We start from the raw sequence: 16345 nt of genomic DNA on the forward strand, positions 1-16345 counted from the left end.
CATTACACCTCCATAATCTTATCGGCCGGAAAATAAATTCCCATCTGGCGTCTGGCTTCATCCATTACCTGCATCTCCATTATCGAATTCTTATTATGCGGATGATCCACTTCATGTTCCAGCACCAATCTCTGAAATTCCAGTGCTTCATATACCAGATTATTACGAAATACTTCTGTCTCAGCCCGCTCTACCTCAAACTGCTCAACAGTTCCATCATTATAAATAATCTTAATTTCTCTTGGATGAGGCACATCATTAATGATCATACATCCCTTCTCTCCCTGAATCTGACTTGGAATCTGCGTATTGGAAATCTTAGAATAGATCACCTCTGCCTGCATCCCGTCATAATGTGCCAGAATGGTTCCCGCTCCATCGCATCCATTGGATAATTTGATCACGTCTGTCTGAATAGACTCCGGCATACCAAACAATTTTACGAGGAAATGAATACAATAGCATCCAATATCCATAATGGCCCCATTGGATAATTCTGGCTTAAATGCATTCTCAATAATTCCATTCTTAAAATTGTCATATCTGGATGAATATTGGCAATATTGGATTGTTGCCCGGCGTACAGTTCCAATCTTATGCATCTGATCCATAATCACCTGATATCCAGGAGTAAATACACACTTCATGGCTTCCATAAAGACTACATCATTTTCCTTTGCCGCCTGAAGCATAAGCTCTAATTCCCTTCCATTGGAAGCCACTGGTTTCTCACAAAGTACATGCTTTCCATGATTTAACATCATCATCGCATGCTGGAAATGACAATAGGTCGGACTTGCAATATATACAGCATCGATGCTTTCATCCATTGCAAGATCTTCTAGATTATCGTAAACCGTCTGTACTCCATATTTGTCAGCAAATATCTTTCCTGTTTCCATGCTTCTGGAATAAACTGCCGCATATTCCATCTCATGACATAATGGCATACCACCTAAAAACCAATCAACAATAAAGTTCGTGCCAATGGTTGCAAATCTAATCATACGCTCTATCTCCTATTCCTAATAATTGATTATATCATATCACATTTCCTCATTTTTGTCATTATGTAGAAAAAGGCAGGAGCATACACGCTTCTGCCTTTTTCCTAAACTTAAGAAAATAATTTTGATTTCTTATCTTCCACAGCACTTTTTATATTTTTTACCACTGCCGCAAGGACATGGATCATTTCTTCCCACTTTCTTGCCCTTTACAACTGTTGTAGACGATTTCTGCTGCTTGTACAATTCTTTCTGACGTTCTGGTGTCAGGATATCATTCCACTGTTCTAATGTATATAACCATTCTGCCTTACATGCAACCATGTTATAATACAGTTTTTCATAATCAATGTCCAAGCTTACTACAGTATCCTCTTCCATAGTATCAATTGGATTTTCTGTTTTTAAGCTGTCATTGATTCCATCTAAGAAACCAGTAAAGAGCTGCAAGTCTGTCTCAAACTTATCTGCCAGTTCCTTTACTGTTCCCTGTTCCACAACATCCTTGTTGGATAAAAGCTTTTCATAAATACCTTTTTCAACAGCAAAATAATTTAACCAGAACTGCTGTCCTGCCTGTGTATTATCGTCGTGTGCATATGCATAATCACGCCATTCCTGTAATAAAGCCATATCTTTTCCCGTCCTATTCCTTTATAATTTAATCTTCTTGTAACAGTGCCTCTTTGAAATGCCAAAGAAAAAGCCTATTATGCTAACTATAACAGACTTCTTTTTTATTTTCAACCACTTTTCTAAAGAAGAAAATTTGGTATTCCTGTATAAAAACAATTTCCCTGGTTATAATATTACTATCACCAAAGAAAAAGTAAATACTTATCCTCCCCCGATGATGCCCAGATGGGCAAGGCCGAATAAATTTGACATAGATTTATTCGGCCTTTTATGTTACCATTATTGCAAAATAATCGGAGGTATACACATTATGAATCAAAAAATCAAACAATTTCTTGCCATCTTGGCACTGCTCCTAATCATGGTACTAATCGGTATTGTCATCTTTTATGCTCTGACTGGAAATCCTGATTTCTGGGGATTTTTCGGAATGATTCTTACTCTGCCCCTAATTATTGCCGGCATCGCCATCCTCATCCGCCTGTTCCGCTAAAAATTGCAAATGGTCCTTAATTGTTTTTTCATATCCGTTTTCCGTTGGCTGATAGAACTTTGTTCCAACCAGTTCATCCGGCAGATACTGCTGCCTTACATAATGGTTGTTATAATCATGAGCATATCGATATCCTATGCCATGTCCTAGTTTTGCTGCCCCTTTATAATGAGCGTCCTTTAAGTGATTCGGCACCCCGGATACCCTTTTGGTCCGAATCAAAGCCAGCGCATCATCCACTGCCATATATGCCGCATTGCTTTTTGGTGCAGAAGCCACGTAGGTAACCGCCTGAGCCAGAATAATTCTCGCTTCCGGCATTCCAATCCGTTCCACAGCCTGAGAAGCCGCAACTGCAACCTGAAGTGCCTGAGGATCCGCATTTCCCACATCTTCAGAGGCACAAATCATTATCCTCCTTGCAATAAAGGTAACACTTTCCCCGGCATCCAGCATCTTAGCTAAATAATAAACGGCCGCATCTGGATCTGATCCCCGCATGCTTTTTATGAAAGCAGAAATCGTATCATAATGATTATCTCCAGCTTTGTCATAACGAAAGGCTCTCCGCTGAATGCATTGTTCTGCTACTTCTAATGTAATATGAATCCGGCCGTCTGCAGATGGTTCTGTCGTTAATATACCAAGCTCAATGGCATTTAATGCGGTCCTTGCATCTCCCTCTGCCATATCTGCCAAAAATTCCAATGCATCCTCATCAATCTGTGCTCCATAGGTTCCCATTCCTTTTTCTTCATCATAGACAGCTCTTTCGATCAATGTACGAATGCCTTCATTTGAAATAGGGTGTAGCTCAAAGATATTCGACCGTGAAATCAACGCTCCATTTACCTCAAAATACGGATTTTCCGTCGTTGCCCCAATGAGAATCACTGTTCCGTCCTCCACAAACGGCAGCAGATAATCCTGCTGAGCTTTATTGAATCGGTGAATCTCGTCAATAAATAAAATCGTCTTTTTCTGATACATTCCAAGATTATTTTTCGCCTTCTCCACAGCCTCCTGCATTTCCTTTTTTCCTGATGTGGTAGCATTCATCTGAATAAACTCAGCCTGTGTAGAGTTGGCAATGACTTTGGCCAATGTGGTCTTCCCAGTTCCCGGAGGACCATAGAAAATGATCGAACTGATCTTATCTGCCTTAATGGCCCGATACAAAAGCTTATCCTTTCCGATAATATGTTCCTGACCTACGACCTCTTCAATGGTTGACGGTCGTAATCTCTGTGCCAGCGGAGACTCCTGCTCCATAGTCTTTTCTCTCATATAATCAAATAAATCCATATTCTTTCCTCACACTTTCTGATTCAATGCCTTAAGCACCGGGTTTCCATAAGATATCTCTATGACTGAATAGCGTTCCTGCTCTAAGGTAAACTTCCAGTACTGTTTTTTATCCATTCCAAGAAGCGCTAATAATAATTGTATCATCGTTCCCTTATGAGATACGATCAATACTTTTTCAAATTCTTTGGCTAATAATTCTTTGGCAAAAGCCTCTGTGCGTTCCTGTACCTCCAGAAAGCTTTCTCCACCCGGAATAGAATAACCCATCCAGTCTTTCTCCCATTCTGTAGACTCTTCTGGATATTCCCGCCGGATTTCCTCATATGACTTTCCTTCAAAGATGCCAAAATTCCTTTCCTCCAGCCTGGAATCTTTGATCACCGGACTATCTGGCAGAAGAATCCTGGCTGATTCCACCGTCCTTCCCAATGGACTGACATAAACGGCGTCCCAATCCTGCTCCTTTATAAATCCTGCCATCTGTTCCATTTGCCTTTTACCTTCCAGAGAAAGACCCGTATCTGTCTTCCCGTAATAAAGCCGCTTTTGATTTTCCTCTGTATTCCCATGTCTCACGAAAAATATCTGCATCCTTCTCTCCTTTTCTTCCCCTATTTTACCTACTTTCCACAGTTCCTGCTACTCTTTTCTAAAATTTTTCATAATTTTTTGTCTATTTTTAAGACAAAAAGACTTTTATGTGATAATATATATTTGATATGAAAGGAAGGTTTTTATGAATTCATTACCAAATGATCCGGTGATGCTGTTAAGCGTCATTAATACCAAGTTAAGAGACTGTTATCCTTCGTTGGATTGTCTTTGTGAAGATATGGAAGTTTCCAAAGAAGAGATTATTCAGAAGCTTTCCAAAATTGATTATAAATATCAGGCAAAAATCAATCAATTTGTCTAATCACTTTGTTATATATAGAATTATTTCATAAAAAATTATCTAAAATTTACAAATTTTACTTCATTTTTTATAGGAAAAATCTGTTATAATAATATAGATGGGAGGTTGCTTCATGAGCAAGATTATGTACACAGAAGTCGTTCGTACAACGAACATGACTGAGTACAAACAAAAAGAACGGGAATTTATTGAGCTGGAAGATAAGACTAAGAGCATGATGAGTACCTACATACGCAAGGTTACCTTCCGTAGCGACATTATTGATTCCCCTATTGATTATTCCATCGTAATGGAAGACATGGAAGATGTTTATGTAGAACAAAAACAAAAAGATATGAATGTCGTAACCAAGGAGCTGATTCCCATCACAAAGGAACAGGCCAATGACATTCTCAATGGTAATTATGAATTTTTAAAACATAGTGAAGACACACGTCTTTTCTCTTTTTACGAAAGCATTGTGAATCATGAATTGATTCCTGCATATCGAAAAGAATTTACAAGAAAAACCTTTCATCAGAATAAATTTCTAGATATTGTATTTGACGTAGCTATGAGCAGAAAACCATACACTACCAATGATTTTTTTGCTCCAAAAGGATTTTCCTTTAAAACCGATTATTCTAACCTTCGAATGAGCATACGTCAGAATTTAACCATTTCTAAGCCTATGGAACAGCTCCTGGCTTATGAAAAGGAATTATTTGCTAGCAACGGCTAAAAAATCATCCTTTCTACAAATTTATGCCGCGCTAATATAAAAAAGCAGTACGTTGGTTGCGTACTGCTTTTTTCATATTTCATTTTTTCTTCGCATAGACTGTAACAAGTTTATTGGAGCAGCAAAACCTATGCAAGATTATATTGTGGAACGAATCCTGACCGTTGCTGATTATACCATCGCCCATAAGGCAACCGTACGAGCCACTGCAAAGCAGTTTGGAATTTCAAAATCTACCGTCCATAAAGACCTGCGCGACCGACTTCCTGAAATCAATCCTGCATTATCCAAAGAGGTCAATGCAATTTTAGATTTTAATAAGGCTCAACGTCATCTTCGCGGCGGACTTGCTACAAAAAGAAAATATCAAGAACGCTAGCTGCGTTCTTGATATTTTTATCAACATTTATTCGATTGCTAATTCCTTTTTCAATTCATCTAATTCCTGAATCCATAAATTCACACTGGCATCCGTTGGCATACGCAGATCTCCTCTTGGTGAAACAGCAACTGATCCCACCTTTGGTCCATCTGGAAGGCAGGTACGTTTAAAGTGCTGTGCAAAAAATCTCCAGAAGAAGGTTCTTAACCATTTATAAATGGTTTGCGTATCATATTCGCCCTGGAAGGTATGCTTAGCCATTCGATACAGCTTCTTCGGTGCAAACCCAAAACGCATGACATAATATAAAAAGAAATCATGCAGCTCATAAGGGCCGACCAGGTCCTCTGTCTTCTGAGAAATAACTCCATCTACCGGCGGCAGTAATTCAGGACTTACCGGAGTATCCAGCACATCCATGAGCACATCCGTCAATGCCTTATCCTCCGTGGTTTCTGCATAATATAGCACAAGATATCTTACCAGAGTTTTCGGTACAGAAACATTGACTGCATACATGGACATATGATCTCCATTATAAGTAGCCCATCCGAGCGCCAGCTCTGACAGGTCTCCAGTACCGATGACCATACCATTGTATTTATTGGCCAGATCCATCAGTATCTGTGTACGTTCTCTGGCCTGTGAATTTTCATAGACTACGTTATGAATCGTCTCATCATGTTCAATATCCTGAAAATGCTGTTCCACAGCCTTGATAATGTTAATTTCCTTTAAGGTAGCTCCAAGACGCTTCATTAAGGTAATGGCATTCTGATAGGTACGGTCTGTGGTACCGTAACAAGGCATTGTCACACAGATCATGTTTTCTCTCGGCAGTCCCAGCATATCAAAGGCTCTGGCTGTTACCAAAACGGCCAATGTAGAATCTAAGCCTCCAGAAATTCCAATCACTGCATGCTGGCATCTGGTATGCTCCAGACGCTTTTTCAGTCCCATAGCCTGAATCGTGAGGATCTCATCACAGCGCTTATCCCTTTCCTTCCGATCAGATGGAATAAATGGAGTCTTCGGATAGATCCGCTCCAATTCTACTTCCTTCATTTCCATGGAAAATGGGACTGTTACATATTCTTCTTCGATTTCATCAAAAAAGGTAGTCATACGACGTCTCTCTGTAGATAATCTCTGCAGGTCTATCTGCGCATAAATGGTCTCATTGGTGAACCTTTTTGCCTCTGCCAGAATAGATCCATTCTCACAGATCAAATTATGTCCACTGTAGACAACATCCTGTGTAGATTCCCCTTCTCCTGCGCTGGCATAGATATAACCAGAAATCAGTCGGGCAGACTGATTAGAAACCAGATTTCTACGATAGATTTCTTTTGTCGTCGTCTCATCACTGGCGGATGGATTACAGATCAGAGTCGCTCCTGCCAGTGCATGTCTGGTACTAGGAGGCAATGGAACCCATAAATCTTCGCATACCTCACATGCAATGACCAATTCTTCCATCTCCTGACACTGGAACAGCAGATTAGTTCCAAATGGAACCATCTCTTCTCCGATTCTAATCTCCTTCACCTTCTTTGAGCCTCTGGCAAAATGTCTGGCTTCATAGAACTCAGAGTAATTTGGCAGATAAGTCTTAGGCACCAATCCCAGAATGCTTCCATTCTGAATGACCGCAGCACAATTATACAGCTTTTGTCCAACTGCATATGGTACTCCAACTACGACCACCATACTACTTCCCTTAGAAGCCTCCCGCACCTCCAAGAGTCCCTTTTTTGCATCCCGCAGCAATGGTCCCTGAAGGAATAAATCCCCACAGGTGTAGCTACTAATAGTAAGCTCAGAAAAAACCAGAACATTTACACCTTTTTCTCTGGCATCTTCCATTTCATCTATGATTAATTTTGTATTGTATGGACAATCAGCAACTTTTACCTTTGGCGTTGCTGCTGCCACCTTAATATATCCATCTTTCATTTTATTGTTCCTGCATTTTTGCTAATTTTGCTGTCTGATCAGCTGCGATCAGGCTATCGATCACTTCATCCAAATCTCCATTTAAAATACCATCCAGTTTATGCAATGTCAGCTTAATTCTATGATCTGTCACACGTCCCTGTGGGAAGTTGTACGTACGGATCTTTTCTGCACGGTCTCCAGTACCGATCTGACTTCTTCGTGCCTCTGCTTCTGCATCATGTGCCTTCTGGCATTCTAATTCATACAATCTGGCACGCAGTACCTTCATAGCTTTGTCCTTGTTTTTAAGCTGTGACTTTTCATCCTGACAGGAAACAACGATTCCCGTTGGGATATGAGTCAGACGTACTGCAGAATCTGTTGTATTGACACACTGTCCACCATTTCCAGATGCACGGAACACATCAAAACGACAGTCATTCATATCAATTTCCACATCGACTTCTTCTGCCTCCGGCATAATCGCTACGGTAACCGTAGACGTATGGATACGTCCGCCGGATTCTGTCGCAGGAATACGCTGTACGCGGTGAACTCCACTTTCATATTTTAATCTGGAATAAGCGCCCTGGCCGGTGATCATAAAGGAAACTTCCTTAAATCCCCCGATTCCATTTTCATTGACGCTGATCATCTCCGTCTTCCATCTGCGGCTATCAGAATAGCTCCGATACATACGGAATAATTCTGCAGCAAATAATGCCGCTTCATCTCCGCCGGCACCGGCACGAATCTCAACGATAACGTTCTTATCATCATTAGGATCTTTTGGAATCAATAAAATCTTAATCTCATTTTCCAACTCTTCTACTCTTGCCTTGGATTCTGCCAATTCTTCCTTGGCAAGCTCTCTCATCTCTTCGTCAGTCTCTTCTTCTAAGATTTCAAGACTTTCTTCAATGTTCTGCTTTGCCTCTTTATACTCATTATATTTTTCCACAATCGGAGCCAGTTCATTCTGTTCCTTCATTAAAGAACGAAATCGCTTCTGATCATTTACTACATTGGGATCATTCAGCTCCTCCAATACGGAAGCCAAACGGTCAACCAAATCTTCTAACTTATCAAACATAGTGATCCTCCTTCATCATCTGCTTTCATATCTTCCATATACAATCCGGTCCAGTCCTGCCAGATCCTTCTTCACTACGATATCTATAAATCCGGCTTCCTTCATGAGCGCCGGAACACTTTTCCCCTGATCATATCCAATTTCAAAGAACAGATATCCAGAGTCATTCAAATATTCGGGTGCTTCCCGAATGATGCGACGGTAAAAATGCAGGCCATCTTCATGTCCATCTAAAGCAAGCATTGGTTCATGCTCTCTTACCTCTGGCATTAGCTCCCTGCATTCTTTTGATGCAATATAGGGTGGATTTGATACGATCAGGTCGTATCTGCCTTCTATTTCATCAAATAAGTCACTATTAATAAATTCTACCATAGGTGCCAGAGATTTTCCATTCTCTTTTGCAATGTTTAATGCTTCTTTTGAAATATCTGCTCCAACACATTGGTCCAAATCCATAAAATGTGCCAGACTGATGGCAATACATCCAGACCCAGTACACATATCCAATACTGTTCTCACACCTGCAGCCTGATGAATAATCTCCTCGATCAGCGTTTCCGTATCCTGCCTTGGTATCAAAACTGCAGGAGATACCTGAAAATCCAGTCCCATAAATTGCTGTGTTCCAAGGAGATATTGAAGTGGAATTCGTTCCTCTACCCTTCTTCGAAGATACGTCTGGTATTTTTCCATTTCTTCCGGATTCATGCATTCCCGTTCCTGTTCCATATAATACGTCATACGGTCCATGGAAAATGCGTCCTCAAAAAGATACCATGCCTCTCCAACCGCATTGTGAATTCCGGCATTCATAAGCATCTGTTCTCCATTTTTCAAAATGCTCTTATATCGCTTCATCAGTCTTCTAGTTCTCCCTTTCTCATGGCTTCCACATATTCTTTCCAGTCAATGACGCCTTCAACTGACTTAATCGCAACTTCGATCATCGAAAGATCTGGCTCTCTTGTTGTCAGCTTCTGAAGCATCATTCCCGGCTTGCTCAATATTCCTACCAAACCGGAATCATTCTTCCCGGCAAACCGGATAAATTCATAGGAAACTCCGGCGATGACAGGAATGAGCAGTAATCGGAACACAACTTTTAGCAAAATAGAATCTACCCTGATAAAAAAGAAGAAAAAAATGCTGATAAACATTACAATAAATAAAAAGCTGGTTCCGCAGCGTTTATGCAGTCTGGAATATTTTTTTACATTTTCCGGCGTTAAATCCTCTCCATGCTCCAGACAATTGATGGTCTTATGCTCTGCACCATGATACATAAATACTCTCTGAATGTCTTTCATTCGTGAAATCAGCACAATGTATCCAAGAAAGATTCCAATTCTTACCACTCCCTCTAATGCCAGCACCAGCGTATGGCTTTTCAACTGATTCTCTAAGAATCCCGTTAATAAATAGGGAAGAATCATAAAAATCCCAATAGACAAAACCAGAGAAATACATACTGTGATTCCCATAAGGATGGACTCTCCTTTTTCTTTAAAGGTATTTTCAAACCATCTGTCAAAGCTGCTTTCTTCTTCCTCTTCCTCATAAAAGCTGGCAGAATATGTCAGCGTCTGGATTCCGACTACCATAGATTCTATAAAATTAACAACTCCACGAATAATCGGCAGCTTTAATATTTTATACTTTTCTGCAATACTGGTTTGGACAGATGTCTTTACCTCAATGGTATGATCCGGCTTTCTGACTGCAATGGCACATTTTTTTCCATTTTTCATCATTACACCCTCAATAACCGCCTGTCCTCCGATGCTTGTTCTTTTCATAACTATTTTCTCCAAACAGCACCTCTTCTGTGCCTTTTCCTAAACTAAGCGGACTTATCCGCCTTACATAAGAAATTCAAGGAATTTCTTATGTAATAAAATAGGTTGAGATATATATCTCAACCTACTCTTGTTAACATTCTTATTACTTAGTTCCGTATTTACGATTGAATTTTTCAATACGTCCACGAGCCTGATTTGCTTTCTGCTGTCCTGTGTAGAATGAATGACATTTTGAACAAATTTCTACGTGGATATCTTCTTTTGTAGAACCTGTTACGAATTCATTACCACAGTTACAAACTACTTTTGCTTGATAATATTTTGGATGGATTCCTTCACGCATGTTTTTCACCTCTTCATCATATTTCGTTGGATTTTGCCAACGTACTTGCGAAACGAAATTCTATTAGTTTCAATTAATTGCTATAAACAGCTTTTAAATTATATCACACACCTATGTGGATTGCAAGTCCTTTCTTTCACCTATTTAGAAGATCGAAGCAGAGAACGCTTTGTATATTCCACAAATTCCTTATTATTTTTCGTTCTCTTAAACAAATGTAACATCTGTTCCAGAATATCTTCTGCTTTGGAACCGGATAACTCTTTATGCAATGCATACACTACTTCCTGTTCTTCCTTAGAAAGCAGAAGGTCATCTCTTCTGGTACCTGATTTTGCGATATCCACGGCTGGAAAGATTCGTTTTTCAGATAAATGACGATTCAGCACCAACTCCATATTACCAGTTCCCTTAAATTCTTCAAATACGACATCATCCATCTTACTTCCAGTCTCAACCAGTGCTGTGGCAAGGATCGTAAGGCTTCCTCCCTCTCTCATATTTCTGGCTGCACCGAAAAACTTCTTTGGCATATAAAGAGCTGCCGGATCCAGACCACCCGTCAGTGTACGTCCACTTGGTGGAACCAGAAGATTATAAGCACGGGCCAGTCTTGTAATACTGTCAAGAAGGATAACCACATCCTCTTTATGCTCTACCAGACGCTTGGCACGTTCTAGTACCATTTCGGATACCCGCTTATGATGTTCCGGCAATTCATCAAAGGTAGAATAGATAACTTCCACATTTGGACCTGCAATGGATTCCCGAATATCCGTTACCTCTTCCGGACGTTCATCGATCAGCAGTACGATCAATTTCACATCTTCATAATTCTTACTAATACTCTTGGCGATCTGCTTTAACAATGTTGTCTTTCCTGTTTTTGGTGGTGACACGATCATTCCCCTCTGGCCTTTTCCAATTGGTGCCAGCAAATCCACCATTCGCATTGGAATCATCGAACTGGCAGTTTCTAAAGAAAATCTCTCATTTGGAAAAATCGGTGTCAGATCTTCAAAATTCTTTCGTTTCTGCGCCTCATAAGGATGATAACCATTAATGGAATCGATGTACAAGAGAGCACTAAATTTCTCTCCTTGTGTCTTTACCCGAATACTTCCTTTTAAAATATCTCCGGTCTTTAAATTAAATCTTCGAATTTGTGACGGAGATACATATACATCATTTTCTCCTGGAAGATAGTTTTCACAACGGATAAATCCATATCCATCCTGCATAACCTCCAAAATTCCATTTGCTTTTTCTCCACTGTCTAATTCCGCAAGCTTCTGGTTTTTCTCCTTTGTATCTTTTGTGTCCCTGGATTTCTTTCCTTCCTGCTGTTGCTCTTCCTGTTCCTGTTCTTCTTTCAGGCGCTCGATCAACGCACTTTTCTTTAAGGCAGAAACACCTTTCATTCCCTTTTCTTTTGCATATTGCTTTAAAGCAACAAGGGACATTTCCTCAAATACCATATTATATTCTCCTTTTCTGCAATTTGGAAAAATCAGACGAATGTCTGTTGATTTCTTAAAAATTAAGCTAGAATCGATACTTAGGTTATCTTAGCATAGTTTTTCACAAATTGCAAGTTGGGACTTAGCCGCTCTTTTCTGCCTCCATCTTCGTTTTTAAAGATAAGAGAATCTTTCTCTCCATTCGTGATACCTGGACCTGCGAAATTCCCATCATAATGCCGATCTCTCTCTGTGTCTTGTTGTCAAAATATCGTAGTCTGATCAATTCCTGCTCCTCTTTGGATAAAGACTGAATCAGATCAGACAGCATCATCTTATTCATCAGTTGTTCTTCCCATTTGGTTTTCTCTTCAATGGTATCCATCATGGCTATGTCATGTCCATCTCCCTCATAAATCGTTCTGTTTAAGGATTCCACCTCCCGATTAGCTTCTAATGCTACCACAATCTCATCCACTGGCAGTCTGGTCACACTGGAGATTTCTTCAACGGTTGCCTCTCTGTGGTATTTCTTTTGGAACTGTTCCTTTGCCAGACTGACCCGATAAGCATGTTCCTTTAAAGAACGACTCACTTTGATCATACCATCATCCCGCAAAAATCTCTTGATTTCTCCGGAAATCATGGGGACGGCATACGTAGAGAATTTCACCTCATAGGAGAGATCGAATTTATCAATGGCCTTCATCAAACCAATACAGCCAATCTGAAATAAGTCCTCCAGCTCATATCCTCGATTGGAAAATCTTTTTACAATACTCCAAATTAATCCTACGTTATTCAAAACCAGCGTTTCTCTGGCTTCTTTATCTCCTGCTTTTGAACGCCTGATTAATTCTCTTTGCTCCACTGACTCACCTTTTTCCTCATTCTAACCTTTGTTCCATGAAAGAGCTCTGACTCCACATAGAGCTCATCCATAAATGCTTCCATAAATGCAAATCCCATTCCTGCCCGTTCTTTTTCCGGCTTTGTCGTATAAAGCGGTTCCATTGCCTTTTCAATATTCTCGATTCCTTTTCCATAATCGATGATAGTCACTTCCAGGCAGTGATCTTTCAACTCTGCCTCCATAACAATTTTGCCATTCTCGTCATCATATCCATGGATGATGGCATTGGTAACTGCTTCTGATACTGCCGTTTTTACATCCGCCATTTCCTCAATGGTAGGGTCTTCCCTTAATAAATAGGCAGCAATTACTACCCTCGCCATAGCCTCATTTTCTGAACGGCTGTCAAATTCAAAACGTATCATACTTATCCTCCTCTTTTATTGCTGAATGATCTTATACAACCCAGAAATCGTCATGATTCGGTCAATATTCCGATTGACATTCCGAATGTAAATATGTCCACCTACCGCATGAACCTCCTGGTATCTCCCCATGATCATCCCTACGCCAGAGCTGTCCATAAAATCGGTTTTTAAAAAATCAAATCCAATATTCTCTACCGGATAAGAAATCATCATCATCTGACACTTTCTTTTTACCTGCTGAGCCAAATGATGATCCAACTCTCCCTCCAGCTTTATCCAAAGGGTCTTTCCCTCCATTTCATATCCAATTGCCATTGTCTGTCTCTCCTTTCTGTCATGCCTGTCCTAAGGCTTCTCTTAATTTACCGTATTCTTCCTACAAAAAAACACGAAAAAAGGAGAACGAAAAATTTTTTCGTTCTCCTTTTATATCTGTTTTTATAATCAAATATTTAGTTTGTCTTTTCTGTTGTGCTTGTTGTTGCAGAGTCTTCCTTTGTACTGTCAGAAGATTTACTGCTCATACCATCCAAACGCTTCTGGGCATCTTTTGCCTGATTGCTGGTTGGGAACTTCTCGATCAGTTCATTAAATTTTTCCTTTGCACTCTTTGTCTGTCCCTTTTCTTCATAAGCTCTTCCAAGCCAGTAATAATAAGAAGGGTTGGTATCATCTGCTTCAATTGCTGCAGATAATTCTTCAATTGCTGATTTGTATTTCGCATCGTCAAAGTGAGCCTTTCCTTCTGAGAAAAGTATGCTTGCTGTTGTCTTATCAAAAGTAGCACTCTTGATCTTTTCATATAAGGTCTTTTCCTCATCGTTTAAAACACTCTCATCAATGCCTGCCAACGCTTTTGCAGCCTCACTCTTGTTATTGCTGTTATAATAATTTGCAGCCTTAATTAAAGATTCATCGCCATTTTTATATTTCTGTACTTCTTCCTTTGCCGCCTTTGTATCTGCCTGTGCATTGCTTAATTCTTCTTTTAAGGATTTGATTTCTGTATCCTTTGCTGTTAACTGATCCTTATAATTATCTGCTTCGCTGACATATTCATTCTTCACGGAATTTCTTGCAGTCGGAAGAACAAGAACAAACATGGCAACAACTCCGATCAGAAATCCAATTCCCAAATAGATGAAGCTCTTCTTGTTGCTGGTTACTTCTTCATAATCATTTCCATTAGCTGTCTTCACTGGTGTTACCGTCTTCTTTGGTGCTGCCTTTTTCGCCTTTTTTCTGAGGGCTGGCTGCTCTGCTTTTTCTGCCTTACCTTCCGGCTGTTCTGCTTCTGCTGTAACCTGAACTTCCTCTGGCTCCGGTTTGACAGTCAGCTCTTCCATGTATAAATGCGCTGTCTCATTGTTGGAATCTAATTTCAAAACCTGTTCGATAGCCTGACGGGCCTGTTCCTGCTTTCCTTCGTGGATACAGACTAATGCAGCCAGAAGCTGCGCATCCACATGCTCTGGTAACAGACGGACTACCTTCTTGATCTGAATGTAAGCAAGATCATAGCTATTGGTCTGGCAATAATTTACTGCCAGTCTATAACGCTTTATGACCTGATCTACCTTATTTTGCTGAACCGGGCTATTTTGCACTTCCTGGCTCTTGCCCGCCATCATTTCCTTTTCAATTTGTTTTTTATCTAAATCTATTGCAAACTTTTTTAATTCCTGTTCAAAATGAATCATACTGCTCTCCTCCTAATAATCGCTCTATCATTCCAGCCAGATATAAGGATCCGATACAAAAGAGGTAATCTTCCTTTCCTTCTACCGCCTGCTGATATGCGCAGATGGCATCCTCTTCCACAACAACTTCCCTATCTGTATATTTTTCGAATATATTTTTTATATGTAACTGATCTGCTCTTCGTTCTCCCGGAATTGCCGTAATCGTAATGCGTCGGAATCTTAAGTTCTGACAGATTTTCTTAATCATTTCTTCATAATCTTTATCTGCAACTACTGCAAACAGCAAGTCCTTCTTCACATGAGCATATTGAGTTGTTAATACTTCTATCCATGCATCTACTGCATGTGGATTATGGGCACCATCTAAAATCACATGATGCTCAATCTCTTCCATCCGTGCCGGCCATCTCATGGCATTTACTCCACTTTTGACCGCCTCATTTGGAATTTCTGGTATCACCTCTTTTGCTGCATGCACAGCTAGATCCGCATTCCACAGCTGATACACAGCAGGTGAAGCGATTACCAAATCGTCGAATCTATGATAACCACTTTCTAGTAAAAAAGCAATACCTTTCTGACCAATTTCATGAATCTTAATATCCTCTTTCGAAAGTCTTATGATTTTCGACCGATTTTTCACAGCTTTTTCCTCAATCACCTGATTTACTGACGAATCCTGCTGCATATACACTACTGGTTTCCCCGGCTTAATGATTCCTGCCTTCTCGCAAGCAATCTTCTCCAAAGTATCCCCTAAGATCTTCATATGATCCAGTCCAATAGAGGTGATCACCGAAATCTCTGGTGTGACTACATTGGTGGAATCATAGGTTCCTCCCAAACCTGTCTCTAATATACAGTAATCTGCATTTTCACGAGAAAAATACAGTAATGCCATTAAAAATAAATATTCAAAAAATGATAGCGGTTCTTCTACAACTTCCTGTACCTTTTCAAGATAATATGCAAAATCGTCATCCGATATGTCTCTTCCATCGATTTTTATCCGTTCATTGATTTTTACCAGATGTGGAGACGTAAAAAGAGCGGTTTTATAACCGCCTTTTCTTAAGATGGAATCCAGAAACGCGCAGACGGAGCCCTTTCCATTGGTCCCTGCCACATGGAAGAACTTCATCCCACGTTCCGGATTTCCTAATCGCTCTAACACTTTTGCAAGATTATCATTGGAAGGATCCTTTGAAAAGTATGGAATTTCATCAAAAAACCGGACCGCTTCCGTATACTTCATAATATCA

General features: G+C 40.0%; 19 protein-coding genes. 4 read left to right on the top strand and 15 right to left on the bottom strand.

Going from position 1 to position 16345, the window contains the following annotated elements:
- Positions 1-2: 2 nt before the first annotated feature.
- Positions 3-1007, bottom strand: coding sequence for a Gfo/Idh/MocA family protein (locus tag BHF69_RS07050; RefSeq protein WP_075670332.1), 1005 nt, complete (start codon positions 1005-1007; stop codon positions 3-5).
- A gap of 132 nt (positions 1008-1139) precedes the next feature.
- Entirely contained in the window at positions 1140-1640 is a 501-nt protein-coding gene (locus tag BHF69_RS07055; protein WP_075670333.1) for an SEC-C metal-binding domain-containing protein, read from the bottom strand.
- 313 nt (positions 1641-1953) lie between these two features.
- Here BHF69_RS07055 and BHF69_RS13950 point away from each other — a divergent pair, with 313 nt between their 5' ends.
- Complete coding sequence (locus tag BHF69_RS13950; protein WP_143249504.1) at positions 1954-2136, top strand: hypothetical protein; 183 nt, start codon at positions 1954-1956, stop codon at positions 2134-2136.
- Here BHF69_RS13950 and BHF69_RS07065 read toward each other — a convergent pair.
- On the bottom strand, positions 2092-3441 hold the full coding sequence (locus tag BHF69_RS07065) for a replication-associated recombination protein A (RefSeq protein WP_075670335.1): 1350 nt from the start codon (positions 3439-3441) through the stop codon (positions 2092-2094). The genes BHF69_RS13950 and BHF69_RS07065 overlap by 45 nt on opposite strands.
- Positions 3442-3450: 9 nt before the next feature.
- Positions 3451-4035 carry an alpha-ribazole phosphatase gene (cobC, locus tag BHF69_RS07070; protein WP_075670336.1) on the bottom strand — a complete coding sequence of 195 codons (585 nt, stop codon included), beginning with the start codon at positions 4033-4035 and terminating at the stop codon, positions 3451-3453.
- A gap of 145 nt (positions 4036-4180) precedes the next feature.
- Between cobC and BHF69_RS07075 the strand changes: the two genes are divergently transcribed.
- The 3 genes from BHF69_RS07075 to spoIIID all read left to right on the top strand — a co-directional run bounded on the left by BHF69_RS07075 (position 4181) and on the right by spoIIID (position 5460).
- Positions 4181-4360: a DUF4250 domain-containing protein gene (locus tag BHF69_RS07075; RefSeq protein ID WP_075670337.1), complete on the top strand. Its 180-nt coding sequence runs from the start codon at positions 4181-4183 to the stop codon at positions 4358-4360.
- A 112-nt stretch (positions 4361-4472) separates the two neighbouring features.
- Positions 4473-5081 carry a VTC domain-containing protein gene (locus BHF69_RS07080; protein ID WP_075670338.1) on the top strand — a complete coding sequence of 203 codons (609 nt, stop codon included), beginning with the start codon at positions 4473-4475 and terminating at the stop codon, positions 5079-5081.
- A gap of 130 nt (positions 5082-5211) precedes the next feature.
- Positions 5212-5460: a sporulation transcriptional regulator SpoIIID gene (gene spoIIID / locus BHF69_RS07085; protein ID WP_075670339.1), complete on the top strand. Its 249-nt coding sequence runs from the start codon at positions 5212-5214 to the stop codon at positions 5458-5460.
- A gap of 27 nt (positions 5461-5487) precedes the next feature.
- Here spoIIID and BHF69_RS07090 read toward each other — a convergent pair whose 3' ends face one another.
- From BHF69_RS07090 to BHF69_RS07140, 11 genes are all read right to left on the bottom strand, one after another.
- Positions 5488-7419, bottom strand: coding sequence for an NAD(+) synthase (locus BHF69_RS07090; protein WP_075670340.1), 1932 nt, complete (start codon positions 7417-7419; stop codon positions 5488-5490).
- 1 nt (position 7420) lies between these two features.
- Complete coding sequence (gene prfA, locus BHF69_RS07095) at positions 7421-8494, bottom strand: peptide chain release factor 1 (protein WP_075670341.1); 1074 nt, start codon at positions 8492-8494, stop codon at positions 7421-7423.
- Positions 8495-8509: 15 nt separating this feature from the next.
- A complete protein-coding gene (prmC, locus tag BHF69_RS07100) occupies positions 8510-9355 on the bottom strand; it encodes a peptide chain release factor N(5)-glutamine methyltransferase (protein WP_075670342.1) in 846 nt (281 codons plus the stop codon).
- Entirely contained in the window at positions 9355-10293 is a 939-nt protein-coding gene (locus BHF69_RS07105; RefSeq protein WP_075670343.1) for a DUF1385 domain-containing protein, read from the bottom strand. The genes prmC and BHF69_RS07105 overlap by 1 nt, the downstream gene beginning before the upstream one ends.
- A gap of 145 nt (positions 10294-10438) precedes the next feature.
- Positions 10439-10639 (bottom strand): 50S ribosomal protein L31, encoded by a 201-nt coding sequence (gene rpmE / locus BHF69_RS07110; RefSeq protein ID WP_075670344.1) that lies wholly within the window; start codon positions 10637-10639, stop codon positions 10439-10441.
- A 140-nt stretch (positions 10640-10779) separates the two neighbouring features.
- Positions 10780-12117, bottom strand: a complete 1338-nt coding sequence (rho, locus tag BHF69_RS07115) for a transcription termination factor Rho (protein WP_075670345.1) — start codon at positions 12115-12117, stop codon at positions 10780-10782.
- A gap of 124 nt (positions 12118-12241) precedes the next feature.
- The gene (locus BHF69_RS07120) at positions 12242-12970 is read right to left on the bottom strand and encodes a SigF/SigG family RNA polymerase sporulation sigma factor (RefSeq protein ID WP_075670346.1); all 729 of its coding nucleotides are present in this window, start codon (positions 12968-12970) and stop codon (positions 12242-12244) included.
- Positions 12952-13377 carry an anti-sigma F factor gene (spoIIAB, locus tag BHF69_RS07125; RefSeq protein WP_075670347.1) on the bottom strand — a complete coding sequence of 142 codons (426 nt, stop codon included), beginning with the start codon at positions 13375-13377 and terminating at the stop codon, positions 12952-12954. Before spoIIAB ends, BHF69_RS07120 begins: the two co-directional genes overlap by 19 nt.
- A 15-nt stretch (positions 13378-13392) precedes the next feature.
- Positions 13393-13695, bottom strand: a complete 303-nt coding sequence (locus BHF69_RS07130; protein ID WP_075670348.1) for an anti-sigma factor antagonist — start codon at positions 13693-13695, stop codon at positions 13393-13395.
- Between the two features lie 137 nt (positions 13696-13832).
- Entirely contained in the window at positions 13833-15080 is a 1248-nt protein-coding gene (locus tag BHF69_RS07135; protein WP_075670349.1) for a tetratricopeptide repeat protein, read from the bottom strand.
- Positions 15067-16338: a bifunctional folylpolyglutamate synthase/dihydrofolate synthase gene (locus BHF69_RS07140; RefSeq protein WP_075670350.1), complete on the bottom strand. Its 1272-nt coding sequence runs from the start codon at positions 16336-16338 to the stop codon at positions 15067-15069. Before BHF69_RS07140 ends, BHF69_RS07135 begins: the two co-directional genes overlap by 14 nt.
- Between the last annotated feature and the right edge of the window lie 7 nt (positions 16339-16345).

This window comes from Anaerostipes sp. 992a (assembly GCF_001940245.1).
Lineage (GTDB): Bacteria > Bacillota > Clostridia > Lachnospirales > Lachnospiraceae > Fimousia.